The 24,631-nt window shown below is 72.9% G+C and carries 23 protein-coding genes; 18 read left to right on the forward strand and 5 right to left on the reverse strand.

All coding sequences use genetic code 11. The features are described from left to right. Positions 1-36 precede the first annotated feature (36 nt). Genes DAI17_RS04675 through DAI17_RS04690 form a run of 4 tightly spaced genes read left to right on the forward strand, consistent with a single transcriptional unit; the run spans position 37 to position 4,139 of the window. Positions 37-435 (forward strand): YraN family protein, encoded by a 399-nt coding sequence (locus DAI17_RS04675; protein ID WP_107771649.1) that lies wholly within the window; start codon positions 37-39, stop codon positions 433-435. Further along, complete coding sequence (locus tag DAI17_RS04680; RefSeq protein ID WP_107771650.1) at positions 435-2,027, forward strand: YifB family Mg chelatase-like AAA ATPase; 1,593 nt, start codon at positions 435-437, stop codon at positions 2,025-2,027. The genes DAI17_RS04675 and DAI17_RS04680 overlap by 1 nt, the downstream gene beginning before the upstream one ends. Beyond that, entirely contained in the window at positions 2,024-3,199 is a 1,176-nt protein-coding gene (dprA, locus tag DAI17_RS04685) for a DNA-processing protein DprA (protein ID WP_107771651.1), read from the forward strand. The genes DAI17_RS04680 and dprA overlap by 4 nt, the downstream gene beginning before the upstream one ends. Continuing rightward, positions 3,192-4,139: a tyrosine recombinase XerC gene (locus DAI17_RS04690; protein ID WP_234412195.1), complete on the forward strand. Its 948-nt coding sequence runs from the start codon at positions 3,192-3,194 to the stop codon at positions 4,137-4,139. The genes dprA and DAI17_RS04690 overlap by 8 nt, the downstream gene beginning before the upstream one ends. A 184-nt stretch (positions 4,140-4,323) precedes the next feature. Here the strand turns inward: DAI17_RS04690 and DAI17_RS04695 are convergent, their stop codons facing one another. Continuing rightward, complete coding sequence (locus tag DAI17_RS04695) at positions 4,324-5,007, reverse strand: M23 family metallopeptidase (protein WP_234412196.1); 684 nt, start codon at positions 5,005-5,007, stop codon at positions 4,324-4,326. Between the two features lie 542 nt (positions 5,008-5,549). Here DAI17_RS04695 and rpsB point away from each other — a divergent pair. The 8 genes from rpsB (at position 5,550) to DAI17_RS04735 (ending at position 11,692) form a co-directional block, all read left to right on the forward strand. Beyond that, positions 5,550-6,704 carry a 30S ribosomal protein S2, sunset domain variant gene (rpsB, locus tag DAI17_RS04700; protein WP_107771653.1) on the forward strand — a complete coding sequence of 385 codons (1,155 nt, stop codon included), beginning with the start codon at positions 5,550-5,552 and terminating at the stop codon, positions 6,702-6,704. A gap of 49 nt (positions 6,705-6,753) precedes the next feature. Further along, complete coding sequence (gene tsf, locus DAI17_RS04705; protein ID WP_107771654.1) at positions 6,754-7,566, forward strand: translation elongation factor Ts; 813 nt, start codon at positions 6,754-6,756, stop codon at positions 7,564-7,566. A 201-nt stretch (positions 7,567-7,767) separates the two neighbouring features. Continuing rightward, the gene (gene pyrH, locus DAI17_RS04710) at positions 7,768-8,484 is read left to right on the forward strand and encodes a UMP kinase (protein ID WP_107771655.1); all 717 of its coding nucleotides are present in this window, start codon (positions 7,768-7,770) and stop codon (positions 8,482-8,484) included. A gap of 97 nt (positions 8,485-8,581) precedes the next feature. Further along, complete coding sequence (gene frr / locus DAI17_RS04715) at positions 8,582-9,136, forward strand: ribosome recycling factor (protein ID WP_199904953.1); 555 nt, start codon at positions 8,582-8,584, stop codon at positions 9,134-9,136. Then, the gene (locus DAI17_RS04720) at positions 9,136-10,014 is read left to right on the forward strand and encodes a phosphatidate cytidylyltransferase (protein WP_107771657.1); all 879 of its coding nucleotides are present in this window, start codon (positions 9,136-9,138) and stop codon (positions 10,012-10,014) included. Before frr ends, DAI17_RS04720 begins: the two co-directional genes overlap by 1 nt. 4 nt (positions 10,015-10,018) lie before the next feature. Beyond that, complete coding sequence (locus DAI17_RS04725) at positions 10,019-10,804, forward strand: SDR family oxidoreductase (protein WP_107771658.1); 786 nt, start codon at positions 10,019-10,021, stop codon at positions 10,802-10,804. Then, positions 10,801-11,325: a histidine phosphatase family protein gene (locus DAI17_RS04730; RefSeq protein WP_107771659.1), complete on the forward strand. Its 525-nt coding sequence runs from the start codon at positions 10,801-10,803 to the stop codon at positions 11,323-11,325. The genes DAI17_RS04725 and DAI17_RS04730 overlap by 4 nt, the downstream gene beginning before the upstream one ends. A gap of 4 nt (positions 11,326-11,329) precedes the next feature. Then, positions 11,330-11,692, forward strand: a complete 363-nt coding sequence (locus DAI17_RS04735; protein WP_107771660.1) for a hypothetical protein — start codon at positions 11,330-11,332, stop codon at positions 11,690-11,692. A 12-nt stretch (positions 11,693-11,704) separates the two neighbouring features. Here the strand turns inward: DAI17_RS04735 and glpK (DAI17_RS04740) are convergent, their stop codons facing one another. Next, the gene (gene glpK / locus DAI17_RS04740) at positions 11,705-13,216 is read right to left on the reverse strand and encodes a glycerol kinase GlpK (protein WP_107771661.1); all 1,512 of its coding nucleotides are present in this window, start codon (positions 13,214-13,216) and stop codon (positions 11,705-11,707) included. Continuing rightward, positions 13,213-13,971 carry an IclR family transcriptional regulator gene (locus tag DAI17_RS04745; RefSeq protein ID WP_107771662.1) on the reverse strand — a complete coding sequence of 253 codons (759 nt, stop codon included), beginning with the start codon at positions 13,969-13,971 and terminating at the stop codon, positions 13,213-13,215. The genes glpK (DAI17_RS04740) and DAI17_RS04745 overlap by 4 nt, the downstream gene beginning before the upstream one ends. Positions 13,972-14,138: 167 nt before the next feature. On the opposite strand from DAI17_RS04745, the gene DAI17_RS04750 reads away from it, so the two are divergent. The 5 genes from DAI17_RS04750 to DAI17_RS04770 all read left to right on the forward strand — a co-directional run bounded on the left by DAI17_RS04750 (position 14,139) and on the right by DAI17_RS04770 (position 20,971). Continuing rightward, entirely contained in the window at positions 14,139-14,975 is an 837-nt protein-coding gene (locus DAI17_RS04750; RefSeq protein ID WP_107771663.1) for an MIP/aquaporin family protein, read from the forward strand. Positions 14,976-15,028: 53 nt separating this feature from the next. Then, complete coding sequence (glpK, locus tag DAI17_RS04755) at positions 15,029-16,546, forward strand: glycerol kinase GlpK (RefSeq protein WP_107771664.1); 1,518 nt, start codon at positions 15,029-15,031, stop codon at positions 16,544-16,546. A gap of 50 nt (positions 16,547-16,596) precedes the next feature. Further along, the gene (locus DAI17_RS04760) at positions 16,597-18,312 is read left to right on the forward strand and encodes a glycerol-3-phosphate dehydrogenase/oxidase (RefSeq protein WP_107771665.1); all 1,716 of its coding nucleotides are present in this window, start codon (positions 16,597-16,599) and stop codon (positions 18,310-18,312) included. Positions 18,313-18,375: 63 nt separating this feature from the next. Further along, on the forward strand, positions 18,376-19,509 hold the full coding sequence (rlmN, locus tag DAI17_RS04765; RefSeq protein ID WP_107771666.1) for a 23S rRNA (adenine(2503)-C(2))-methyltransferase RlmN: 1,134 nt from the start codon (positions 18,376-18,378) through the stop codon (positions 19,507-19,509). A gap of 262 nt (positions 19,510-19,771) precedes the next feature. After that, a complete protein-coding gene (locus tag DAI17_RS04770; protein ID WP_107771795.1) occupies positions 19,772-20,971 on the forward strand; it encodes a glycosyltransferase family 4 protein in 1,200 nt (399 codons plus the stop codon). Between the two features lie 7 nt (positions 20,972-20,978). Here the strand turns inward: DAI17_RS04770 and DAI17_RS04775 are convergent, their stop codons facing one another. Continuing rightward, the gene (locus DAI17_RS04775) at positions 20,979-22,082 is read right to left on the reverse strand and encodes an LOG family protein (protein WP_107771667.1); all 1,104 of its coding nucleotides are present in this window, start codon (positions 22,080-22,082) and stop codon (positions 20,979-20,981) included. A 28-nt stretch (positions 22,083-22,110) separates the two neighbouring features. Then, positions 22,111-23,001, reverse strand: coding sequence for a serine protein kinase RIO (locus DAI17_RS04780; protein ID WP_107771668.1), 891 nt, complete (start codon positions 22,999-23,001; stop codon positions 22,111-22,113). A gap of 175 nt (positions 23,002-23,176) precedes the next feature. Here DAI17_RS04780 and DAI17_RS04785 point away from each other — a divergent pair, with 175 nt between their 5' ends. Then, on the forward strand, positions 23,177-24,601 hold the full coding sequence (locus tag DAI17_RS04785) for a M1 family metallopeptidase (RefSeq protein WP_159081357.1): 1,425 nt from the start codon (positions 23,177-23,179) through the stop codon (positions 24,599-24,601). Positions 24,602-24,631: the final 30 nt, after the last annotated feature.

Here is a 24,631-nt window from a genome sequence, read left to right on the forward strand (position 1 = left end):
TCCCCGCTGTGCTGGTCTCCACGAAGGAGGCCCGCCATGACCACAGCCCACCCGCCCGGCCCCCGGCCGAGCCCCGCGCCCACCCCCAGGCAGCTCCTCGGGGCCTACGGCGAGGAGCTCGCCGCCCGTCACCTGTCCCGCTTGGGCATGACGGTGCTCGACCGCAACTGGCGCTGCGACATCGGGGAGATCGACCTGGTCCTGCGGGACGGCTCGACCCTGGTGATCTGCGAGGTCAAGACCCGGAGCAGCACCGCGTTCGGCACCCCGCACGAGGCGGTGACCGGGCGCAAGGTGGCCCGGATGCGGGCCCTGGCGGCCCGCTGGCTGCACGCCCACCAGGTTCGGCCGCTCGACGTCCGGCTCGACATGGTGTGCGTCATCCGCCCACGGCGGGGGCCGGTGGAGATCGACCACGTCCCGGGGCTGACCTGATGCAGGTCGCCACCGCCTGCTGCATCGCGCTGCTGGGCGCCGAGGGGCACCTCATCGACGTCCAGGTGGCCGTCTCCAGGGGGACCGTCGGCACCTACGTGGTCGGGCGCCCCGACGCGTCGCTGCACGAGGCCCGCGACCGGGTCCGGATGGCGATCAACAACTCCGCCCCGACGCCCGACGACACGTGGCCGGCCACCTACCGGGTGACCGTGCTCCTGGCGCCGGCCGACCTGCCCAAGTCGGGCACGCACTTCGACCTCGCCATCGCCGTCGGCGTCCGGGCCGCCTGCGGTGCGGTGCCCGCGGCGGCGCTGGCCGACACGGTCTTCATCGGCGAGCTCAGCCTGTCCGGCAGCCTGCGTCCGGTCACCGGCGTGCTGCCCATGGTCATCGCCGCCTCGGCGCGGGGGATCACCCGGGTCTTCGTGCCGGAGTCGCAGGCCCGGGAGGCCGCGATGGTCCCGGGCATGGAGGTCTTCGGGATGCGCTCCCTCGCCCAGGTCGTCGCCCAGCTCAACGGGGACGAGGTGCCGGAGGCGGCGCCGGTCGCGGGTCCGGTGAGGTCGTCGCTGCTGCCACCGGGGCGGGGTGCGGTCGACCTGCTCGACCTCGACGACCTCGACGGGATGGAGGACGCCAAGTACGCCCTCGAGGTGGCGGCGGCCGGCGGCCACCACCTGATGCTCAACGGACCCCGCGGGGCGGGCAAGACCAGCCTGGCCGAGCGGCTGCCGACCATCCTTCCCGACCTCACCACCGAGCAGGCCCTGGAGGTGACGGCCCTGCACTCGCTGGCCGGGCTGCTGCGGGACGGCGACGGCCTGGTGCGCCGCCCGCCCTACTTCGCGCCGCACCACGACGCCAGCAAGGCCAGCGTGCTCGGCGGCGGCACCGGGCGGGTCCGTCCCGGTGGCATCAGCCGCGCCCACCACGGCGTGCTGTTCCTCGACGAGTTCCCCCTGTTCCGCGCCGACCTCATCGACGCCCTGAGGCAGCCGCTGGAGAGCGGCGAGGTGACGCTGGCGCGGGGAGAGGAGTCCGCGACCTTCCCCGCCCGCTCCATGGTCGTGCTGGCGGCCAACCCGTGCCCGTGCGGAAACTTCAGCGCCTCCGTCAACGTGGCCTGCACCTGCTCCGAGCCCGTGCGCGCCGGCTACCGGCGCAAGCTGGTGGGGCCGATCGTCGACCGCATCGACATCTGGCGCGATGTCGAGCCGGTGAGCGCCGGGGCGGCGCACGACCGGTTCGCCCCGCGGGTCGACTCGGCCACGGTGCGGGCCAGGGTGGAGCGGGCGCGACGTGCCCAGGCACTCCGGTACGCCGGCCGGTCCTGGCTGCTCAACGGCCTCGTCCCGGGGCCGGTCCTGGCTCGTGAGTGGCCGCTCGAGGACGCCGGGCAGCAGCTGCTCGAGGACCGTCTGCGGGCCGGGACCCTCACCCGGCGCGGGGTCACCCGGGTCCAGCGACTGTCGTGGACCGTGGCCGACCTCCGCGAGGTCGAGAGACCGGGAGTGGACGAGGTGGACGTGGCCCTGCGCCTGCGCACCGCCGAGCCGCTGTCCGGCGCCGACGTGAGGCGGGCCGGATGAGCGGCCTGCCGGACCGGCTCGTCCGGGTCGTGCTGAGTCGCATCGGTGAGCCGGGGGACCCGCGGCTGTGCGGGTTGGTCCGCGACCTCGGAGCCGCGGCGGTCCTCGACGGGCTGCTGGGCCAGGCGACCCTGGACGACGCCCAGCGCGACCTGGCCCAGCGCCTCGGGTCGGTGGATCCCGTGCGCGAGCTCGAGCGGGCCGAACGGCTGGGGATCCGCTTCGTCGTCCCCGGCGACCCGGAGTGGCCGGGGGCGCTCGACGACCTCGCCACCGAAGCCGCCCACCAGTCCGGGCTCGGCGGGGTCCCGGTCGGCCTCTGGCTGCGTGGCCCGCTGCGGCTCGACCAGCTGCCCCCGATGGTGGCGGTGGTCGGCGCCCGGTCGTCCACGACCTACGGCGAGCGGGTGGCCGCCGATCTCTCCGGGGCGGTGGCCCGCGCCGGCATGGTCGTCGTCTCGGGCGCCGCCGCCGGCATCGACCAGGCCGCCCACCGGGGGGCGCTGGCGGCCGGCGGCTCGACGGTGGCGGTGCTCGCCTGCGGTCCCGAGCGCGCCTACCCCGCGGCCAACCGACCGCTGATCGACCACATCGTCGCCACGGGTCTCGTCGTCTCCGAGGTGCCGCCGGGCAGCGCACCCCTGCGCTCGAGGTTCCTGGGGCGCAACCGGCTCATCGCGGCGCTGTCGGTCGGCACCGTCGTGGTCGAGGCCGCCCTGCGCAGCGGTGCCCTCAGCTCCGCCGGGTGGGCCGTCGGGCTCAACCGGGTGGTGATGGGCGTCCCGGGCCCGGTCACCAGCGAAACCTCGCAAGGTGTCCACGAGAAGATCCGCGCGGGGTCGATGCACCTGGTGACCCAGGGCGCCGACGTGCTCGAGCTGGTCGGCGCGGCGGGCGAGCACCTCCTCGACGTGCGCCGCGCCCCGACCCGTCCGCGGGATCGCCTCCCTGTCCGGGACCGCCGGGTGCTCGACGCGGTCCCGGTCGGCCGTCCCGCCGGCGCGGACAGCATCGCGGTCGCCGCGGGCATCGCCCTCCAGCACGTCCAGGGCGCGCTCGAGCGGCTCGCGTCCGGGGGCTGGGTGTGCCGCACCGAGCAGGGCTGGCGACTGGCCCGCGACGAGCCTCACGGGCCGGACCCGGCGCCCGACCTACGATCGGTGGGTGAGTGAGTCCGTCGACGTGCCCGAGCCCGAGGGGCTCCCCGAGGGGTTCGCCCGCCTGCTGGGCGACTACGAGCGGCACCTCGTCTCCGAGCGGGACCTCACCCCACACACGGTGCGCGCCTACCTCGGTGACGTGTCCTCGCTGCTCGACCACGCTCATCGGCTCGGCTTCGAGGACCTGGCCGACCTCGACCTGCGCGCGCTGCGCTCCTGGCTGGCCAAGCAGCAGACGCTGGGCAAGTCGCGCACGACCCTGGCCCGGCGCGCCACGGCGGCGCGGGTGTTCACGGCCTGGCTGCACCGCACCGGCCGGGCGCCGGCCGACGCCGGCGCCTCGCTGGGATCGCCCAAGCAGCACAAGACCCTGCCGCCGGTGCTGCGCGCCGACGAGGCGGCCGACCTGATCCGCGCCGCCGCCGAGCTGGCCGACGACGGCAGCCCGGTCGGGCTGCGTGACGTCGCCATGCTCGAGCTGCTCTACGCCACGGGCATCCGGGTCGGCGAGCTCGTCGGCCTCGACGTGGACGACCTCGACCGCGACCGCCAGGTCGTGAGGGTCTTCGGCAAGGGACGCAAGGAGCGTGCCGTTCCCTACGGCCGGCCGGCGGCCCGGGCCCTGAAGTTCTGGCTCGAGCTCGGCCGTCCCGGCCTGGTCGTCCAGGGCGCGGGGCCGGCGCTCTTCCTCGGCGCCCGGGGTCGACGCATCGACCAGCGGGTGGTCCGCGAGCTCGTGCACCGGCGCATCGCCGACGTGCCCGGTGCCCCTGACATCGGGCCGCACGGCCTGCGTCACACCGCCGCCACCCACCTGCTCGAGGGCGGTGCCGACCTGCGATCGGTGCAGGAGCTGCTCGGCCACGCCTCGCTGGCCACCACCCAGCTCTACACGCACGTCACCACCGACCGGTTGCGCGCGGCGTACCGGCAGGCGCACCCGCGCGCCTGAGCGCCCGGCCGGCTCCCGGACGCCGGGACGTCATACGTCGAGCGACCCAGGGGTGCGCCGGCGTACGACGTCCCGTCGGACGTCATGCGTGACGCGACCGGTGCGTGCACCCACGTACGACGTTCGCTCGGAGGTCATGTGGGAGGTGACCGATAGGTGTAGCGGCGTATGACGTCGGAGCAGGTCAGGGGAGCGAGCCGACCGGGCGGCCACCCGCTGACGGGGGAGCCGAGACCACAGGCGCCGGAACCGGCGGAGCGGGGAGCGGCGGCAGCCACGCGGCGTAGGGGTGCACCGGAGGTCGCCAGCCGCCGGCCGCGACGGGCTCGTCGCGCCACAGCGGCAGCAGCCGGACCGGACCGCCGCCGACCAGGTCCAGGGGATCGAGGTAGGTGTCACCGCGCAGCCAGCCCCAGTGCAGGCAGGCCCGGGGGAAGCAGTGGCTGCCGGGCAGGTCGAGCGCGCCGATGACGCCGCCCGCCGAGACCCTGGTCCCCACCTCGACGGTGGCGACCACCGGCTCGTAGGTCGTCCGGGTGTCGCCGTGCGCGACGGTCACCACCGGCTTGCCGGCGATCCGGCCGGCGAAGCGCACCTCGCCCGGCAGGGCCGAGCGCACCGGCTGACCGATCCGGCCGGCGAGGTCGACACCCCGGTGCCCGGCCCCCCACGGGTCGTCGGGCGGGTCGAAGGCTGCCTCCACCTCCGGACGCGGGTCCAGCGGCCACTCTCCCTGCGGAGTGTCGTCCGGCTGGGCGGCGGCCGGCGCCGGGACCGCCGAGGCCGGGATCACCGGGGCCAGGACCACCGGGGCCAGGACCGCCGAGGCCAGGACCGCCAGGGCCAGGAGCGTCTGCGTCAGGGGCACGCACGCCGGCGACACCCCGCGGACCGGCGACCCGACCGATCCCGGACCCCGTCCGGGAACGGTCCCGGGCGCGGTCGATGGCTCGCTCCGGGGAGCGGGGGAGGACGGGGCGCGCGAGGTCATGGGACCGAGGGTCCGCCGGACGCGGACCGGGCACGACCGGTCCGTCGCAGGCTGTGGACGAGACGACCGGGGCAAGGCCCTGTGGAGTCCTCGCGGACTCGTCGTCACCTCGATTGGCTCGCCGCGCCACGGGTGGCCTACGATTCGCGGAGCAGCCCGGCACCACCCGGATCCACCCATGGGCTGACTTCGCACGCTCACAGACCGCGACGGACTCTCTCCGTGGAGACCGATCACCCGTGGGCGCGACTCCTCGGTTCCGCACCAGCACCACCCGGTCGGATCGGATCGCGCGCGAGCGTCAGGGCGACCGGCACCCGTCGGCCGCATCAACTGGAAATCAATCGGAGAGCGATCCCGGTCCGGCCTGCCACAAGGTCGGGCACACGGTGAGCGCCTCCACCACACAGGAGAATCACATGGCAGTCGTCACCATGCGCCAGCTGCTCGAGAGCGGCGTCCACTTCGGTCACCAGACCCGTCGCTGGAACCCCAAGATGAAGCGCTTCATCATGACCGAGCGCAACGGCATCTACATCATCGACCTGCAGCAGTCGCTGGCCTACATCGACCGGTCCTACGCCTTCGTCAAGGAGACCGTCGCCAAGGGCGGTGTCGTGATGTTCGTCGGCACCAAGAAGCAGGCCCAGGAGGCCATCGCCGAGCAGGCGACCCGCGTCGGGATGCCCTACGTCAACCAGCGCTGGCTCGGCGGCATGCTCACCAACTTCCAGACCGTGCACCAGCGGATCAACCGCCTCAAGGAGCTCGACGAGCTCGACTTCGACAACGTCGCCGGCTCGGGTCGCACCAAGAAGGAGCTGCTGCAGCTCAAGCGCGAGCGCGACAAGCTCGACAAGACCCTCGGCGGCATCCGCGAGATGTCCAAGGTGCCCTCCGCCGTGTGGATCGTCGACACCAACAAGGAGCACCTGGCCGTCGAGGAGGCCCGCAAGCTGCGGATCCCGATCATCGGCATCCTCGACTCCAACTGCGACCCCGACCTCGTCGACTTCCCGATCCCGGGCAACGACGACGCCATCCGCGCCGTCGGCCTGCTGACCCGCGTGGTCGCCGACGCCGTCGCCGAGGGCCTCATCTCCCGCTCCGGCGCCAAGACCGGCTCGACCGAGTCGACCGACGCCGAGCCGCTCGCCGAGTGGGAGCGCGAGCTCCTCGCCGGTGACGCCGAGAAGGCGGCCGTCGAGGCCACCGGTGGCGACGCCAAGACCGACGACACCCCGGCTGCCGAGGCCACCGGTGCCGCGTCCGAGGCGCCCGCCGCCGACGCCGCTGCCGAGGCCAAGACCGAGGCTCCTGCCGAGGCCGCGACCGAGGAGAAGGCCGAGGAGAAGTCCGACGAGAAGTCCGAGGCCCCCTACGGCGCCGACTCGGCCGCCGCGCGTGAGGACGGCTCGGCTCCCGAGGGCTTCGAGATCAAGGGCAACGAGAACTCCAAGAAGTTCCACGCGTCCACCAGCCCCTGGTTCGAGCGCACCAACGCCGACGTGTGGTTCCGCACCGCCGAGGCCGCCGAGGCCGCCGGCTTCGTCAACGCCGAGACCAAGGACTGACCTCCTCCTCTCCGGCAACCACCCACTTCTACTTCCAGGAAGAAGGACCATGGCCAACTTCACCGCCGCCGACGTCAAGAAGCTCCGTGAGCTGACCCAGGCCGGGATGATGGACTGCAAGAAGGCGCTGACCGAGACGGACGGCGACTTCGACAAGGCCGTCGAGCTGCTCCGCGTGAAGGGCGCCGCCAAGGCCGCCGCCCGCGGTGCCGAGCGCGAGACCGCTGCCGGCCTCGTCGCCACCGCGGGCAACGCCCTGGTCGAGCTCAAGAGCGAGACCGACTTCGTCGCCAAGAACGAGGAGTTCATCGCCAAGGCGCAGCAGATCGCCGAGGTCGCCGACTCCGTCAAGGCCGCCGACACCGAGGCCCTCAAGGCCGCCGAGCTCGACGGCAAGACCGTCGGCGAGGTCGTCGAGGACCTGGCCATCACCATCGGCGAGAAGATCGAGCTGGGCGAGGTCGCCTACTTCGAGGGCAACACGGTCACCTACATGCACCGTCGTGCCGCCGACCTGCCGCCCGCCGTCGGCGTGCTCGTCGAGTTCGAGGGTGACGAGGCTGCCGCCCGCGCCGCCGCGATGCAGATCGCGGCGATGAAGGCCCAGTACCTCACCCGCGACGAGGTCCCGGCCGACGTCGTCGAGTCCGAGCGCTCGATCGCCGAGCAGAAGACCCGCGAGGAGGGCAAGCCCGAGCAGGCGATCGCCAAGATCGTCGAGGGTCGCCTCGGTGGGTTCTTCAAGGAGATCGTCCTGCTCGAGCAGGAGTCGGTCACCGAGTCCAAGAAGTCGGTCAAGGCCGTCCTGGACGAGGCCGGCACCACCGTGAAGCGGTTCGCCCGCTTCGAGGTCGGCGCCTGATCCAGGCACCCTGCCCCACGGCACCCCGACGGGGCCGGTACGACGGACGTCGTACCGGCCCCGTCGTCGTACGACGCCCGTGCAGCCCCGCTGCCCGGCGACCAGACGGAGGACGGCCACCGGGGCACCCACCTCGTTCGCGGGTACGGGTGACTCACCGGTAGGTTGGCCCCGACCCACCTCTCGTCGAAGGGAACACCTGTGACCGCCTACCGCCGTGTCCTGCTCAAGCTCTCGGGAGAGGTCTTCGGAGGCGGACAGGTCGGGCTCGACCTCGACGTGATCAGCGCGATCGCCAAGGAGATCGCCGAGGTCGCCCGCAGCGGCGTCCAGGTCGCCATCGTGGTGGGTGGCGGCAACTTCTTCCGCGGCGCCGAGCTGCAGCAGCGCGGCATGGAGCGCGCCCGGGCCGACTACATGGGCATGCTCGGCACGGTGATGAACTGCCTCGCGCTGCAGGACCTGATCGAGCAGCAGGGTGTCGAGACCCGCGTGCAGACCGCCATCACGATGGGTCAGGTCGCCGAGCCCTACATCCCGCGGCGGGCCATCCGGCACATGGAGAAGGGTCGCGTCGTGATCTTCGGTGCCGGTGCGGGCATGCCGTTCTTCTCCACCGACACGGTGGCCGCGCAGCGTGCCCTTGAGACGCGGTGCGAGGTCATCCTCATGGGCAAGCAGGGCGTGGACGGCGTCTACGACTCCGACCCCAAGGACAACCCCGACGCCGTGAAGTTCGACGACCTGAGCTACGACGAGTACCTCGCGCGCAACCTCAAGGTCGCCGACGCGACGGCCATCAGCCTGGCCCGCGACAACAACATGTCCATGGTGTTCTTCAACCTCTCCACGCCCGGCACGATCGCCCGGTCCGTGCAGGGTGAGAAGATTGGCACGCTCGTGAGCCGCGACGGCTGACCGCACCCGCGCCACCCGGCCCGAGCCGCACCCGCCCGGCCACCAGACCCAGCGTGACCCAGACCCAGCGCATCGACACGGTAGGAGCAAGCACGTGATCAACGACGTCCTCAACGAGGCCGACCAGAAGATGGACAAGTCGGTCGAGGCGACCCGGGAGGAGTTCGCCGCGATCCGCGCCGGCCGGGCCCACCCGAGCATGTTCAACAAGGTCGTGGTCGACTACTACGGCACGCCGACGCCCATCCAGCAGCTGGCGTCGTTCACCTCCCAGGACGCGCGCACCATCCTCATCTCGCCCTACGACATGGGTGCGATGGCCAACATCGAGAAGGCCATCCGCGACTCCGACCTCGGGGTCAACCCGGCCAACGACGGCAAGGTGCTGCGCTGCGGCTTCCCGGAGCTGACCGAGGAGCGTCGCAAGGAGTACATCAAGCTCGCGCGCGGCAAGGCCGAGGACGGGCGCGTCGCGGTCCGCAACCTGCGGCGCACGGCCAAGCAGGGCCTCGAGAGGCTCGAGAAGGACGGCGAGGTCGGCAAGGACGACGTCACCGGCGCCGAGAAGAAGCTCGACGCCACCACCAAGAAGCACACCGACGCGATCGACGAGATGCTCAAGAACAAGGAAGCCGAGCTGCTCGAGGTCTGATGGCGTCCCCGACCACGCCCGCACCCCCGGGTCCGCAGAAGGACCACGGCCGTGCCGGCCGCAACCTGCCGGCCGCGATCGCCTCGGCGGTCGTCCTCCTCGGGGCCATCGCGGCGTCCCTCGCGGTCTGGAAGACCGCCTTCATGGCCATCGTCGCGGCCGCCGTCGTCGTGGCGGTCTGGGAGCTGCGCAAGGGGATGCTCGCCAAGGACATCGACCTGCCGGAGCAGCCGCTCATGGTCGGCGGCGTGGTCATGGTCGTCGTCGCCTACTTCTGGGGGGCCCCGGCGCTGGTGACGGCCACGGCGGTCACCGCGCTGGTGATCATGCTGTGGCTGCTGCGGCGCGGCATCGAGGGCTACGTCAAGAACGCGACCGCCTCGGTCTTCACCCTGGTCTACGTGCCGTTCCTCGGCTCGTTCGTCGCCCTGATGCTCGCCGAGGGCGGCGCCACCGGCTTCGAGCGGTTCGACGAGGGCGTCAAGGGGATCATCACCTTCATCCTCGTCACCATCGCCTCCGACATCGGGGGGTACGTCGCCGGCGTGCTGTTCGGCAAGCACCCCATGGCGCCCGTCATCTCGCCCAAGAAGTCGTGGGAGGGCTTCGCCGGCTCCCTCGTCTTCTGCGTGGCCGCCGGCGTCGCGCTGGTCGTCTACCTCCTCGACGGCGACTGGTGGGTCGGCGTCGCGCTGGGGCTCATCGCGGTGGTCATGGCCACGCTGGGCGACCTGTGCGAGTCGGTCATCAAGCGCGACCTGGGCATCAAGGACATGAGCCACGTCATCCCCGGCCACGGCGGGCTGATGGACCGGCTCGACTCGCTGCTGGCGACCATCGCGCCCATCTGGCTGCTGCTGCACTACCTGGTCTTCTAGCGCCGTGCGCCTCCTCGTCACCGGTGGCCGCCACGGCTACCTCGGCGGCCACGTCGTCGGCGCGGCCCGGGCGGCCGGCCACGACGTCGTACCGGTGGGGTCCGCGGACGCGGACCTGCGCGACGCCGCCGCGGTCGACGCGATGGTGGCCGCCGTCCGGCCCGACGCGGTCGTGCACACCGCCTACGTCCAGTCCGACTGGCACGTCACCGCGACCGGCAGCGCCCACCTCGCCGTCGCCGCGGCCCGGCACGGGGTGCGGACGGTGCTCGTCTCGAGCGACGTCGTCTTCTCCGGTGCCGACCGGGTGTACGCCGAGTCCGCCCCGCCCGACCCGATCACTCCCTACGGGGCAGCCAAGGCGGCCGCCGAGACGGTCGTGCTGGCCGTCTGCCCGGACGCGGTGGTGGCCCGCACCTCGCTGGTCCTGGGCGACGGTCGCTCCCAGCACGAGCGGCTCGTGCACGAGCTCGCCCGAGGCGCCGACGGAGCCCTCTTCGAGGACGAGCGCCGCTGCCCGGTCCACGTCGCCGACCTCGCGGCCGCCCTGGTGGAGCTCGCCGGCAACGAGGTGGCCGGGGTGCTGCACGTGGCCGGTGCCGACGCCATGAGCCGGCTCGAGCTGGGACGCCTCGTCGCGGCGCGGGACGGGCTGGACGCCGCCGCCCTGCGCGGCACCACCCGCGCGCTCGCCAAGGCCGCCGGACCCGTCGACGTACGCCTGGACTCGTCGCTGGCCGCGTCGGTCCTCGAGACGCGCCTGCGCGGCGCCCGGGAGTTCCTGCCATGACGCTGTTCCTCGTACGCCACGGGCGTTCGCTCGTCGACGCCACCCGTCCCGCCAGCGAGTGGGAGCTCGACCCGGCGGGCTTCGACGCGGTCTGGGAGCTGCGAGAGTCCGGACGCCTGCCCGCCGCCGCGGCGTGGTTCTCCTCGCCGGAGCCCAAGGCACAGCAGACCTCCCAGCTGCTCACCGACGGGCAGGTCGGCATCGTGGACGAGCTGCGGGAGCACGAGCGGGCAGCGGGCTGGCTCGGTGACTTCGGCGACCGGGTGCGGGCCGCGTTCGCCGACCCGTCGGTCCCGGCGGCTGCCGGGTGGGAGCCCCTGGACGCGACGCGCGGGCGCCTCCTCCCCGCCGTGCGCCGCATCCTCGACGTGCACCCGGCGACGCAGGACGTCGTGCTGGTCGGGCACGGCACTGCGTGGACGCTGCTGGTGTCCGAGCTGACAGGGCGGGAGCCTGACCTGGTGAGGTGGGCGTCACTCGGCATGCCCGACCTGATCGAGGTCCCCGCGGTCCTACGATGAGGCCATGAGCACGCCGGACACGACCGAGACCCAGGACCGGGTCGAGCCGACCGACGAGCGCGGCTGGTGGCACCGCAGCCACCCCACCTTCGCCGGGATCACCGGCTTCTTCGCAGGCATGCTGTTCGTGACCGCCCTCCCCGGCGGGTTCGCCGGCCTGCTGAGGCTGTTCGTCTCCGACGAGCGCGCCGCGCGGCTGTTCCCCTTCGTGCTGGTCGCCCTGGTCCTGCCGGCGGTGCTGCTCGTCAAGCGCAAGACCCGTCGGTTCGGCATCTTCATGGTCATCGGCATGGTGATCACCGCGCTGGTCGTGCTGGGCGTCGCCTCGCTGGTCGTCTGGTTCATGGTCCAGTACGACGTCGAGTGAGCGCCCGGGGGCTCAGGCCTCCGCGGCCCAGTCCAGCGTCCGCGCCACCGCCCGGTCCCACTCCGCCCGTCCCCGGCGGCGCGAGCCCTCGCTCATCGTGGGCTCCCACATCGCGGCCCGGCGCCAGTTGGCCCGCAGCCCCTCGAGGTCTGGCCAGTAGCCGACCGCCAGCCCCGCGGCGTACGCCGCCCCGAGGGAGACCGACTCGGAGACCAGCGGCCGCTCGACGGGCACGTCCAGCACGTCGGCCACCATCTGCATGAGCAGGTGGTTGGACGTCATCCCGCCGTCCACGCGCAACGTCGCGAAGTCCATCCCGGAGTCCGCCACCATCGCCTCCACGACCTCCGCGCTCTGCCAGGCGGTCGCCTCGAGGACGGCGCGGGCCAGGTGCGCGCGGGTGACGTACGACGTCAGCCCCACCACGACGCCGCGGGCGTCCGGCTGCCAGTGCGGGGCGAAGAGGCCGGCGAAGGCCGGCACGATGTAGCAGCCGCCGTTGTCGTCGACCCGACGCGCCAGCGTCTCGATCTCCGGTGCGGAGCTGATCATCTCCAGCGCGTCCCGGAACCACTGGACGAGCGCCCCGGCGACCGCGATGGACCCCTCGGTGGCGTACTGCGCCGGCTGGTCGTCGAGCGCGAACGCGACGGTGGAGATCAGGCCGCGGGAGGAGGGGGCGATCGTGCTGCCGGTGTTCATCAGGAGGAACGCGCCGGTCCCGTAGGTGCACTTGGCCTCGCCCTCGGCGAAGCAGGTCTGTCCGAAGAGCGCCGCCTGCTGGTCGCCGAAGGCGCCCCCGATGGGCACGCCCGGCAGGCCGACGGTGCAGGTGCCATAGACCTGTGCGTTGGGCCGGATCTCCGGCAGCAGCTCCTCGGGGATGTCCAGCACGTCGAGCAGCCTGCGGTCCCACTCCAGGGTGTGGATGTCCATCAGCAGGGTGCGGCTGGCGTTGGTGACGTCGGTGACGTGCACGCCGCCGTCGGGACCGCCCGTCAGGTTCCAGATCAGCCAGCTCTCGACGGTGCCGAAGGCCAGCTCGCCGGTGCGGGCGCGCCGCTGCAGGCCCGGGACGTGGTCCAGCAGCCACCGCAGCCGCGGCGCGGCGAAGTAGCCGGCGGGCTCGAGGCCGCACACCTCCTGGAACAGCCCGGCCTGCGGGCTGTGCTGCAGCTGGCTGACGATGTCGGCGGTCCGGGTGTCCTGCCAGGTGATGGCCGGGGCGACGGGGCGTCCCGTGGACCGGTCCCACACGATCGTGGTCTCCCGCTGGTTGGCGATGCCCAGGCTCGCCACGTCCCCGACCTCGAGCCCGGCCACGTCCAGGGCCTCGGGGAGCACGCGGAGGGTGTTGGCCCAGATCTCGGTGGGGTCGTGCTCGGCCCAGCCCGGCTCGGGGTAGAGCTGGGCGTGCTCGTGCTGGGCGACCGAGACCATCCGGCCGCCGTGGTCGAAGACCAGGCAGCGCGTGGACGTGGTGCCCTGGTCGAGGGCCGCGACGTAGCGGCTGCGACCGCTCACAGCACGTCCCGCAGCGTGCCGGCGGTCGCCTGTGCCGCGCCGACGACCTGCTCGACCAGCCCGTCGTGGGGCGCGCCGGAGGCCTGCAGGACGCGGTCCCGGGGGCCGACGACGGCGATGGCCCCCACCCCGATCCCGGCGTGCTGGCAGATCGGAGCCGCGACCCCGGCGGTCCCGGGGGTGAGGGCGCCGTCGACCCCCGCCCACCCCAGCCGGCGTGCCTGGCGCATCGCACGCGCCAGCGCGACGCCCGTGGTGGGCGTGCTCGGCGTGTACGCCGTGAGCTCGAGCTCGTGGATGCGGGCGGCGCTGGGGGACCAGGCGAGCAGGGCGTGTCCCAGGGCGGTGGCGTGAGCCGGCTGCAGCTCGCCGACCCGCAGCCTCTGCGGGGAGCCGTCGGGCCGGAAGACGTGGGCGATGAGCTCCACGGAGGGTCCACGGAGCACGCCGACCTGCACCTCGAGGCCGGTGCGGGCCGCGAGGCCGTCGGCCCAGTTGGTCACCCGGGACCGGAGCAGGTGGGGGTCGAGGTGCCGGCCGAGCGCCGAGAGCCCGGTCCCGAGCGAGTAGGCGCCGGTCTCGGGCTGCTGCTCGACGAAGCCCACGTCGCACAGGGTGCGCACGATGCCGTGGGTCGTGGTCTTGGGGAGGTCCAGGATCCGTGCGAGCTCGCCGAGCGGGACGGGCTCGGCCACCGCGCCGAGGACGTGCAGGGCAGCGGCGGCACGCTCGATGGACTGGATGGCTCGGGGCACGTGCGACAGGCTATGAGCCCTGTCCAGTGCCCCCGGGAGGCTGCGTTCGACATCGTCGTGCCTCCGTTCGCCATGGCCGAACGGTCGGGGTGGCCTACGGCGACCTGCTCCACCAGCCTGTGACGGGTGCCACACCCGTGGCGCGTTCCTTTCTCAGGAGGAGTCGCATGACCACCAGGAACAGACAGCTCGTGGGCGAGCTGTGCGCCGAGTTCGCCGGGACGATGATCCTGATCCTCTTCGGCGTCGGCGTCGTCGCCCAGGTCGTCACGAGCGAGGACGGCAGCCTCGGCGACCACGACTCCATCGCCTGGGCCTGGGGGCTCGGCGTGACCCTCGGCGTCTACGTCGCGGCTCGGCTGTCGGGCGCCCACCTCAACCCGGCGGTGACGGTCGCGCTCGCCGCCTTCACCGACTTCGAGTGGCGCAAGGTCCTGCCGTACTCGGTGGCCCAGACCGCCGGCGCCTTCGTCGCCGCCCTCGTCGTCCGGGTGGGCTACGACGACCTGATCTCCGCGGTCGACCCGGGCCACACCATCGCGACCCAGGGCATCTTCTCCACGCTGCCCGGCAACGGCGGTGCCGACGTCAGCATCCAGACGGCCTTCTTCGACCAGGTGGTCGGCACGGCGATCCTCGTCTTCGTGATCTTCGCGCTGACCTCGGCGTGGAACAACCCGCCCTTGGCCAACCTCGGACCGGTCGTCGTGGGACTGCTGGTCGTCGCCATCGGGATGGCCTGGGGCGCCAACGCCGGCTACGCGATCAACCCGGCCCGTGACTTCGGGCCCCGGATGGCGTCACTGATCACCGGCTACGGCGGCGCCATGAGCGACCAGAACGGCAACTTGTACTTCTGGCTCCCCATCGTGGCGCCGATCATCGGCGGCCTCGTCGGCGGTGCGCTGTTCAAGGTGCTCATCGGCATGCACCTCACGCCGACCGACGAGCCCGAGCCCGAGGTCGTCGTGAGCGAGCCCGTCGCGCAGGAGCCGCGAGCCTGACCATCCGACCCGAGCACACCCCACGACCACCGAGCACCACAGAGGAGAAGCACATGTCCACCTACGTCGGAGCAGTAGACCAGGGAACGACCAGCACCCGCTTCATGATCTTCGACCACGCGGGGGAGGAGGTGGCGCGCCACCAGCTCGAGCACGAGCAGGTCATGCCCCAGGCCGGGTGGGTCGAGCACGACCCGGTCGAGATCTGGGAGCGGACCAGCTCGGTGATCCAGACCGCGCTGCGCAAGGCCGGGCTGACCCACGAGGACCTCGCCGCGGTCGGCATCACCAACCAGCGCGAGACGACCGTGGTGTGGGACCGGCGCACCGGCAGGCCCCTCTACAACGCGATCGTCTGGCAGGACACCCGCACCGACCGGATCGCGTCCAAGCTGGAGCGCGACGGCCACGGCGACCTGATCCGCGAGCGCGCCGGCCTGCCGCCCGCGACGTACTTCTCCGGCGGCAAGATCCAGTGGATCTTGGAGAACGTCGACGGCGCCCGCGAGGCCGCCGAGAACGGGGACGCCGTCTTCGGCACCACCGACTCGTGGCTGATCTGGAACCTCACCGGTGGCGTCGACGGGGGCGTCCACGTCACCGACGTGACCAACGCCAGCCGCACCATGCTGATGGACCTCGAGACGTGCGAGTGGGACGACGAGCTGCTCGCCCTCTTCGACGTCCCGCGCGCCATGCTCCCCGAGATCAAGTCGTCGAGCTGTCCCGAGGGCTACGGCACGACCCGCGCCGACGGGCCGTTCCGCGGCGAGGTGCCGCTGACCGGCATCCTCGGCGACCAGCAGGCGGCCACCGTCGGGCAGGTCTGCTTCGAGCCGGGCGAGGCCAAGAACACGTACGGCACCGGCAACTTCATGCTGCTCAACACCGGCACGGAGCTCGTCCGCTCCAAGAACGGGCTGCTGACCACCGTCTGCTACCGGTTCGGCGACGACGCCCCGGTCTACGCCCTCGAGGGCTCGATCGCCGTCACCGGGTCGGCCGTCCAGTGGCTGCGCGACCAGCTCGGCATCATCTCCGGGGCGTCGCAGAGCGAGTCGCTCGCCCGCCAGGTCGAGGACAACGGCGGCGTCTACTTCGTGCCCGCCTTCTCCGGCCTCTTCGCGCCCCACTGGCGCTCGGACGCGCGGGGGGCGATCGTCGGGCTCTCGCGCTACAACACCAACGCCCACGTGGCCCGGGCCACCCTGGAGGCGATCTGCTACCAGAGCAAGGACGTCGCCGACGCGATGGAGCAGGACTCGGGCGTCCGGCTCGAGGTGCTGAAGGTGGACGGGGGAGTGACCGCCAACGAGCTGTGCATGCAGATCCAGGCCGACGTCCTCGGCGTGGACGTCAGCCGTCCGGTGCTGGCGGAGACCACGTGCCTCGGTGCGGCGTACGCGGCCGGCCTGGCGGTCGGGTTCTGGAAGGACACCGACGAGCTGCGCCAGAACTGGAACGAGGGGAAGCGCTGGTCCCCGCAGTGGGACGACGAGCAGCGCTCCACCGGTCATGCACAGTGGACGAAGGCCGTCACCCGGACGCTGGACTGGGTGGACGTCGACTAGGGCCCGTCCCGCGACCCCGGCTCCCCCCGCTCCCCCAGAGAGGCACCCCCATGCGATCCGTCCCGTTGTCCCCCCAGTCCCGTCAGGCGTCCCTCGACGCGATGGCCACCGAGCACCTCGACGTCCTGGTGGTCGGCGGCGGCGTCGTCGGCGGCGGGGCCGCGCTCGACGCGGCGACGAGAGGCCTGCGCGTCGGCCTGGTGGAGGCCCGGGACTTCGCCTCGGGCACCTCGAGCAGGTCGAGCAAGCTCGTCCACGGCGGGCTCCGCTACCTCGAGATGCTCGACTTCGGCCTGGTGGCGGAGGCGCTCAAGGAGCGGGGCCTGCTGATCCAGGAGCTCGCTCCGCACCTGGTGCGGCCGGTCCCGTTCCTCTACCCGTTGCGGCACCGCGGGTGGGAGCGCCTGTACGCCGGGGCCGGGGTCGCGCTGTACGACGCGATGTCCCGGGTGTCCGGCCGGGCCGGGGTGCCGCTCCACCGGCACCTCACCCGGCGCGGTGCCCGGCGCCTGGTGCCGGCCCTCCGCAAGGACGCGCTCGTCGGCGCGCTGCAGTACTACGACGCGCAGGTCGACGACGCCCGGCACACGATGTTCCTGTCGCGCACCGCCGCGGCGTACGGCGCGCACGTGGCGTCGCGGGCGCGGGTCGTGGAGCTGACCCGCGAGGGGGAGCGGGTCACCGGCGCGGTGATCCGCGACCTCGAGAGCGGCACCACCATCACCGTGCGGGCCAGGCAGGTCATCAACGCCACGGGCGTGTGGACCGACGAGACGCAGGCGTTGGCGGGCCAGCGCGGGGACTTCAAGGTGCGCGCGAGCAAGGGGGTGCACCTGGTCGTGCCCAAGGACCGCATCCGCTCCGAGACCGGCCTGATCCTGCGCACGGAGAAGTCGGTCCTGTTCGTGATCCCGTGGGGTCGCCACTGGATCATCGGCACCACCGACACCGACTGGGAGCTGGACAAGGCGCACCCGGCGGCCAGCGAGGCCGACATCGACTACCTGCTCGACCACGTCAACGACGTGCTCGAGGTCCCCCTGACCCGCGCGGACGTGGAGGGCGTGTACGCCGGCCTGCGCCCGCTGCTCCAGGGCGAGTCCGAGGCCACCTCCAAGCTCTCCCGCGAGCACGCCGTGGGCCATCCCGCCCCGGGCCTCGTGGTGGTGGCGGGCGGCAAGTACACGACGTACCGGGTCATGGCCAAGGACGTGGTCGACGAGGCGGTCTTCGGGCTCCAGGACCTCGACCGCCGCGTCCCGCCGTCGACCACCGAGAAGGTGCCGCTGCTCGGCGCGGACGGCTACCAGGCCCTGTGGAACTCCCGGCACCGGCTGGCCGGCGACTCCGGGCTCCACGTGGTGCGCATCGAGCACCTCCTGCGGCGCTACGGGACGCTCGTCCACGAGCTGCTCGCGATGGTCGAGGAGGACCCGTCGCTCGGCGAACCCCTGACCGGTGCGGACGAGTACCTGCGCGTGGAGGTGGTGTACGCCGCCAGCCACGAGGGCGCGCGGCACCTCGACGACGTCCTCACCCGGCGTACGCGCATCTCCATCGAGACCTTCGACCGTGGGCTCGGAGCGATGGAGGAGGCGGCCGCCCTGATGGGGCCCGTCCTCGGGTGGAGCGAGGGGCAGGTCAAGCTCGAGATCGAGCACTACCGGGCCCGGGTGACCGCCGAGCGGGAGAGCCAGGAGCAGCCCGACGACGAGACGGCCGACGCCGCGCGACTCGGTGCGCCCGACGTGGTGCCGCTCACCTGATCCGCGCGGGCGGTCGTCGCGCATTGGCCGCGGCCACCCGCCCGGTGGGAGACTGGCGGCCTGATGCCTCCGGAGACCGAACCCGTCAAGACCCTGCCCCTCGTGTTCAACGAGCCGCGCGGCCGCAAGAAGCCGCCGCGGCACCTCGCCGACCTCGACGAGGCGGGACGCAAGGACCTCCTCACCGAGATGGGCCTGCCCGGCTTCCGGGCCAAGCAGCTCTCGACCCACTACTTCGGCCGGCTCGTCGACGACCCCGCCGAGATGACCGACCTCCCGGCCGGCCAGCGCGACGAGCTGGTCGCGGCCCTCCTGCCCGAGCTGATGACCCCGCTGCGCACGCAGGAGGCCGACCGGGGCACCACCCGCAAGACGCTGTGGAAGCTCTTCGACGGGGCCCTGGTCGAGTCGGTGCTGATGCGCTACCCCGACCGCGCCACGGTCTGCGTCTCCAGCCAGGCCGGCTGCGGCATGGCCTGCCCGTTCTGCGCCACCGGACAGGGCGGCCTGCAGCGCAACATGTCCACCGCCGAGATCGTCGAGCAGGTGGTCGCCGGGGCGCGGTCGATGGCCCGCGGCGAGGTCCCCGGCGGTCCCGGTCGCGTCTCCAACGTCGTCTTCATGGGGATGGGCGAGCCGCTGGCCAACTACAAGGCCGTCATCGGCGCCGTGCGCCGCCTCACCGACGCGTCGCCGGCCGGGCTCGGCATGAGCGCCCGTGGCGTCACCGTGTCGACCGTGGGACTCGTGCCGCGCATCAGGCAGCTGACCGAGGAGGGCATCCCGGTCACGCTGGCGCTGAGCCTGCACGCGCCCGACGACGAGCTGCGCAACGAGCTGGTGCCGATCAACACCCGGTTCTCGGTCGCCGAGACGGTCGAGGCGGCGTGGGACTACGCGCGCGTCACCAAGCGCCGCGTCTCCATCGAGTACGCCATGATGCGCGGCATCAACGACCAGGCCGAGCGCGCCGACCTGCTGGGCGACGTCCTCAACTCCTACGGCGACTGGGGCTGGGTCCACGTCAACCTCATCCCGCTCAACCCGACGCCCGGCTCGAAGTGGACGGCCAGCGACCCCAAGGACGAGCGCGAGTTCGTCCGCCGGCTCGAGGCCAAGGGCATCCCGACCACGGTCCGGGACACGCGGGGGCGCGAGATCGTCGGCGCCTGCGGGCAGCTCGCCGCCGAAGCCTGAGCGCACGGAGCGCCAGCGGAGTGGGCGAGGTGCGAGGTGGCCCTCGCAACCGCCGCCGAAGCCTGAGCGCACGGAGCGCCAGCGGAGTGGGCGAGGTGCGAGGTGGCCCTCGCAACCGCCGCCGAAGCCTGAGCGCACGGAGCACACGCTGAACCCTGCGTGACGGGAGGGTGGACGCGGTCCGCGAGCGGTCGGCCAGAGTTCACGTGTCGTCCGTGCCGGACGCCCGGCCCGTTGCCGTGCCGCGCGCACCGTGCGGGTCATGGCCACCGTGCAGCGGCGTCGTCCCGCTCCCAGTCGAGTCACCCCGATCCAGCGGCTTCGGACCGACCCGGACCGGCTCCGCGTGCTCGTCGTGAGCGAGTCGTTCCTCCCGCAGGTCAACGGGGTCACCAACTCCGTACGTCGGGTCCTGGAGCACCTGGCCGACAGCGGACACGTCGCCGAGCTGGTGGCGCCGACCGGCCCCGCGAGGTACGCCGGGTTCCCGGTGACGCTCGCGCGGGGCGCGAGCCTGCCGTTCTACCGCGACTTCCGGATCGGGCTGGAGACGCGGCGACGGCTGCGGGCGGTGATGCTGCGCTTCCAGCCCGACGTGGTGCACATCGCCTCGCCGGCCACGCTGGGCCACCAGGCGGCACGGGCGGCGCGTGAGCTCGGGATCCCGACCGTGGCGATCTACCAGACGGACCTGGTCGGGTTCGCCGAGCGCTACGGCATCGCCGGCGGCGCGGCCGCGATGACCCGGCTCACCCGACGCATCCACACCGGCGTGGACCGCACCCTCGCCCCCTCGACCGCCTCGCTGGCGCAGCTGGAGGAGATGGGCGTCCCGGGGCTCGGGCACTGGCCCCGTGGCGTGGACCTGGAGGCCTTCTCGCCGGCCCTGCGCGACGAGGCCGTGCACCGCGAGCTGGCGCCCGCGGGGGAGCGGCTGGTCGGGTACGTCGGCCGCCTCGCCCCCGAGAAGGAGCTCGGGCTGCTGGCCCACGTGGACCGGCTCCCCGGGGTGCGGGTGGTGGTCGTCGGCGGCGGCCCGGAGGAGGAGCGGCTGCGCGCGCTGCTGCCGGGCGCCGCCTTCCTCGGGGTGCTGCACGGGCAGGACCTCGGTCGGGCCTACGCCACCCTGGACGTCTTCGTGCACACCGGTCGCCACGAGACCTACTGCCAGGCGGCCCAGGAGGCCCTCGCCTCGGGGGTGCCGGTCGTGGCCCCGCGCGCCGGCGGCCCGATCGACGTCGTGGACGACGGCACGGCCGGCTTCCTCTACCGGCCGGGCGATGGCGACGACCTCGCGTCGTACGTCACCCGGCTGGTCGGCGACGACGACCTCCGGGCCCGGGTCTCGGCCGCAGCCGTGCGCAGCGTGCAGGGCCGCACCTGGGCGGCGGTCAACGACACGCTGGTCGAGCACTACCGCGACGTCGTCGGGCTCGGGTCGGCGCAGCGCCGCGCCGGCTGATCGTGGCCTACGCGTACGACGCCACGACCTCGGCCGCCTCGGCCACCGAGTCCACGAGGTGCACGTGCTCCTCCATCGCGCGCCCGCGCGCCAGGGCGTGGAGCAGCGGCCAGGCGGGCAGCACCTCGGTCCAGTGCCGCCGCCCGACGAGCACCATCGGCGCCACCGAGGACTCGTCGGCGTAGTAGTTCTCGCACGCGTCCTGGAAGACCTCCTGGACGGTGCCGCCCGCTCCGGGGAGGAACACGATGCCGCCGGTGCAGACCTCGAGGAGGATGGCCTCGCGGGTGGCGTTGCGGAAGTACTTCGCGATCGCGGTCGCGAACGGGTTGGGCGGCTCGTGCCCGTAGTGCCAGGTCGGGATCCCGAGCGACTCCACGGGCCGGTCGACCGCATCCACCACGGCCAGTGCCGTGTCGGCCCACGCGCCGATGCTCGGGGTGAAGGACGGCACCGTCGCGAGGACGTCGAGCGCCGCGTCGAGCGCGGCGACGTCCGTGGCCGAGTGCAGGGCGCCCAGGTTGGCGGCCTCCATCGCGCCCGGCCCGCCGCCGGTGGCGACGGTGAGGGACGACCCGACCGCGTGGCCGAGGCGGGCCGCGTCGGCGTAGGCGTTCGAGCCGCGCTCCAGCGCGTGCCCGCCCATCACGCCCACCGCCCGGCGTCCCGCGACCCAGGCGACCAGGGCCCGGTCGATGGCGTGGTCGTGGAGGGCCTGGGCCAGCACCTCGTCCTGCGAGGCCGCGTCCTGGGCTGGGTGCCGCTGTGACCACGCGTAGGCGCGGGCGTCCAGCGAGGCGGCGTACGGCTGCCGGTCGTAGAGGTCCCGGGGGGCGTAGAGCGTCGTGCGGTAGGTGTCGACGGGGCTGCCGGGCAGGTCGGGCAGCACGACGGCGCCGCGGCGGCGTACCTCCTCCTCGTCGCCCTCGGCGAACTCGCAGCCGAGGAACAGGGCCGAGGCCACCGAGCGCGACAGCAGCACGCTGCCGCGCCCGGTGAGGTCCAGCCCGACCACCCGCCAGCCCTCCAGCGACCGCGCGCCCGCGGCCAGCCGGGCGTCGAGGTCGGAGAGGGTGGTGATGTCGACGATGCGCCCGTGGGTGTGCCTCACGGGTCCACCCAACCAGACGCGGGTGCCGTCAGAAGGCGTGCGCCATCAGGTCCGCGAACAGCTCCTGCTCGTCGACCTCGAGCCCCCGGCCACGGAACCACCGGCACATGTTGGCGCAGTCGCGGAGCAGGAAGTCCATGCCCTGCGGGTTGCCGACCAGGTCGACGATCTGCGGAAGGTCGATGACCACGAGCCGGTCGCCGGCGGCGAGCGTGTTGTACGGCGAGAGGTCGCCGTGCACGACCCCGGCCTGCGCCATCGTGCCCAGCGCGTCACGCAGCTGCTCGTAGTAGGAGCGGAGCAGGTCCCGGTCGGGGCGGACCTGGGCGAGCCGGGGCGCGGTCTCGACCTCGCCGTCGACGGTGTGGGTGATCCACTCCATCATGATCTCGGTCTCGTCGATCTGGACCGGGTAGGGGACCGGCACCCCGAGCTCCCAGAGGCGGCGCAGGGCGCCCCACTCCGAGGTCGCCCACTCGCCCGCGGCCACGATGCGCCCCCACGTCGACTTGCGCTTGAGGGCGCGGTTGTCGCGGGACCGCTTCATCGAGCGGCCCTCGGTGTAGGACGCCGCCCGGTGGAAGGTGCGGTGGTCGGTGTCGCGGTAGCGCTTGGCGGCCATCACCACCCCGGACCCGGGCCGGTGCGGGTCGGCGCGCTCGACGAGGAAGACGTCGGCCTCCTTGCCGGTCTTGAGGATGCCGAGCTCGGTGTCGATGGCACCGCTGGAGGTGACGACCCAGTCCGGACGCGGCTCGGGGCCCTTCATCAGGGCCTCGAGGTCGTCCCAGGGGGACCAGCGCTGGCCGGGCGCGAGGTCGTCGTAGCCGGTGTAGTCGAAGACGAACCGCTCGTCGAGGTCGACGAGGGGGTCAGGGGTGGTGGGGTCGAGGAACCCCGGAGGAAAGTCGTGCGTCATCTGTGCTCCGTGTGAGAGGGGGTCGGTCTGGGGACAGGCCGAGGACAGTGGTCGTCATGTCACGGCTCCTCTCGGACGGCGCACCCGCCGGACGCGGGCACCTCGCCGCCGATCCTCATCGACGGGGTCACCGGTGAGCAAGCGGTTTTCCGCGCCGGCCGGTACCTTGCTGGACGTGACCCGAACCCTCCGCCGCACCTCGGCCGCGCTGCTCGCCGCCGTCGTGGTCGCGCCCGTCCTGATCGCCCAGGCCGCCTCGGGCGAGCAGTCGGCGCCGGCCGGCAGCAGCGGGGTCGGCGACCCCTACTGGCCGCTGGACGGCAACGGCGGCATCGACGTGGCGTCGTACCGGATCAAGAACCGCTACGACCTGCCCACCCAGCGGCTCGAGGGCCGCACGGTCCTGACTCTCACCGCCACCAGCGACCTGAGCAGCTTCAACCTCGACTTCCTGCTCAAGGCGTCGAAGGTGATCGTCGACGGCCGGCGGGCCGAGCACTCCCGCCCCGACAAGCACGAGCTCCGGATCACCCCCGACGCCCCGCTCGCGGCGGGCTCGACGCACCGGGTGGTCGTCCACTACGCCGGCAACCCGGGCACCAAGTCCTACGCCGGGGAGCGCAACTGGCTGGCCAACGACCGGGAGGTCGTGGCCATGAACCAGCCGCACATGGCGCCTTGGTGGTTCCCCGGCAACGACCACCCCAGCGACAAGGCGACCTTCGACGTCTCCACCACCGTCGAGAGGGGTCGCGAGGTCATCGGCAACGGCGTCCTGGTCAGCAAGGAGAAGACGCGCAGGACGGTCACCTGGCGCTGGCGCGCGCAGGACCCGATGGCGACCTACCTCGCGTTCTTCGCCGCCGGCGACTTCGAGGTCGAGCGCGGCACCACGCAGGGGCTGCCGTGGGTCAACGCCGTGTCCCGGTTGCAGGACCCGCGGACGCGGGTGGGGTCGATGCGCGCGCTGCGCACCAGCGCCGCCGTGGTGCGCGGCCTCGAGCAGGACCTGGGGCCCTACCCGTTCGAGGTCACCGGGGGCATCAGCACCGGCCTCTCGGTCGGCTTCGCGCTGGAGAACCAGACCCGGCCGACCTACCCCACGCTCGGCGGGCCGGCGGAGAGCCTCGTCGTCCACGAGCTGGCCCACCAGTGGTTCGGCGACGACGTGGCCGTCGCGCGATGGAGCGACATCTGGCTCAACGAGGGGGCTGCCACCTTCATGGAGTGGCGCTGGACCGAGCGCAAGGGCACCCGGACCGCCGCCGACATCCTGCGCGACTCCTACGACACCATCGCGGCCGGCGACCCCTTCTGGCGCCTCACGATCGGCGACCCGGGCAAGGACCGGATCTTCGACAACGCCGTCTACGAGCGCGGGGCGATGACGATGCAGGCGCTGCGCCAGCGGATCGGTGAGGAGCCCTTCTGGCGGCTGCTGCGCACCTGGCTCCAGCAGGAGGCGGGCGGCAACGCCACGACCCAGGACTTCGAGGCGCTGGCCTCCTCGATCAGCGGGCAGGACCTGACGTCGTTCTTCACCGCCTGGCTCCGGACCCCCGCCAAGCCCGCTCGCACCGCGGACAACGGACTGGCATGAGCACCCCACGACGTTCTTCTCCTCCGCTCT

The organism is Nocardioides sediminis (assembly GCF_003047295.1).
Classification (GTDB): domain Bacteria; phylum Actinomycetota; class Actinomycetes; order Propionibacteriales; family Nocardioidaceae; genus Nocardioides; species Nocardioides sediminis.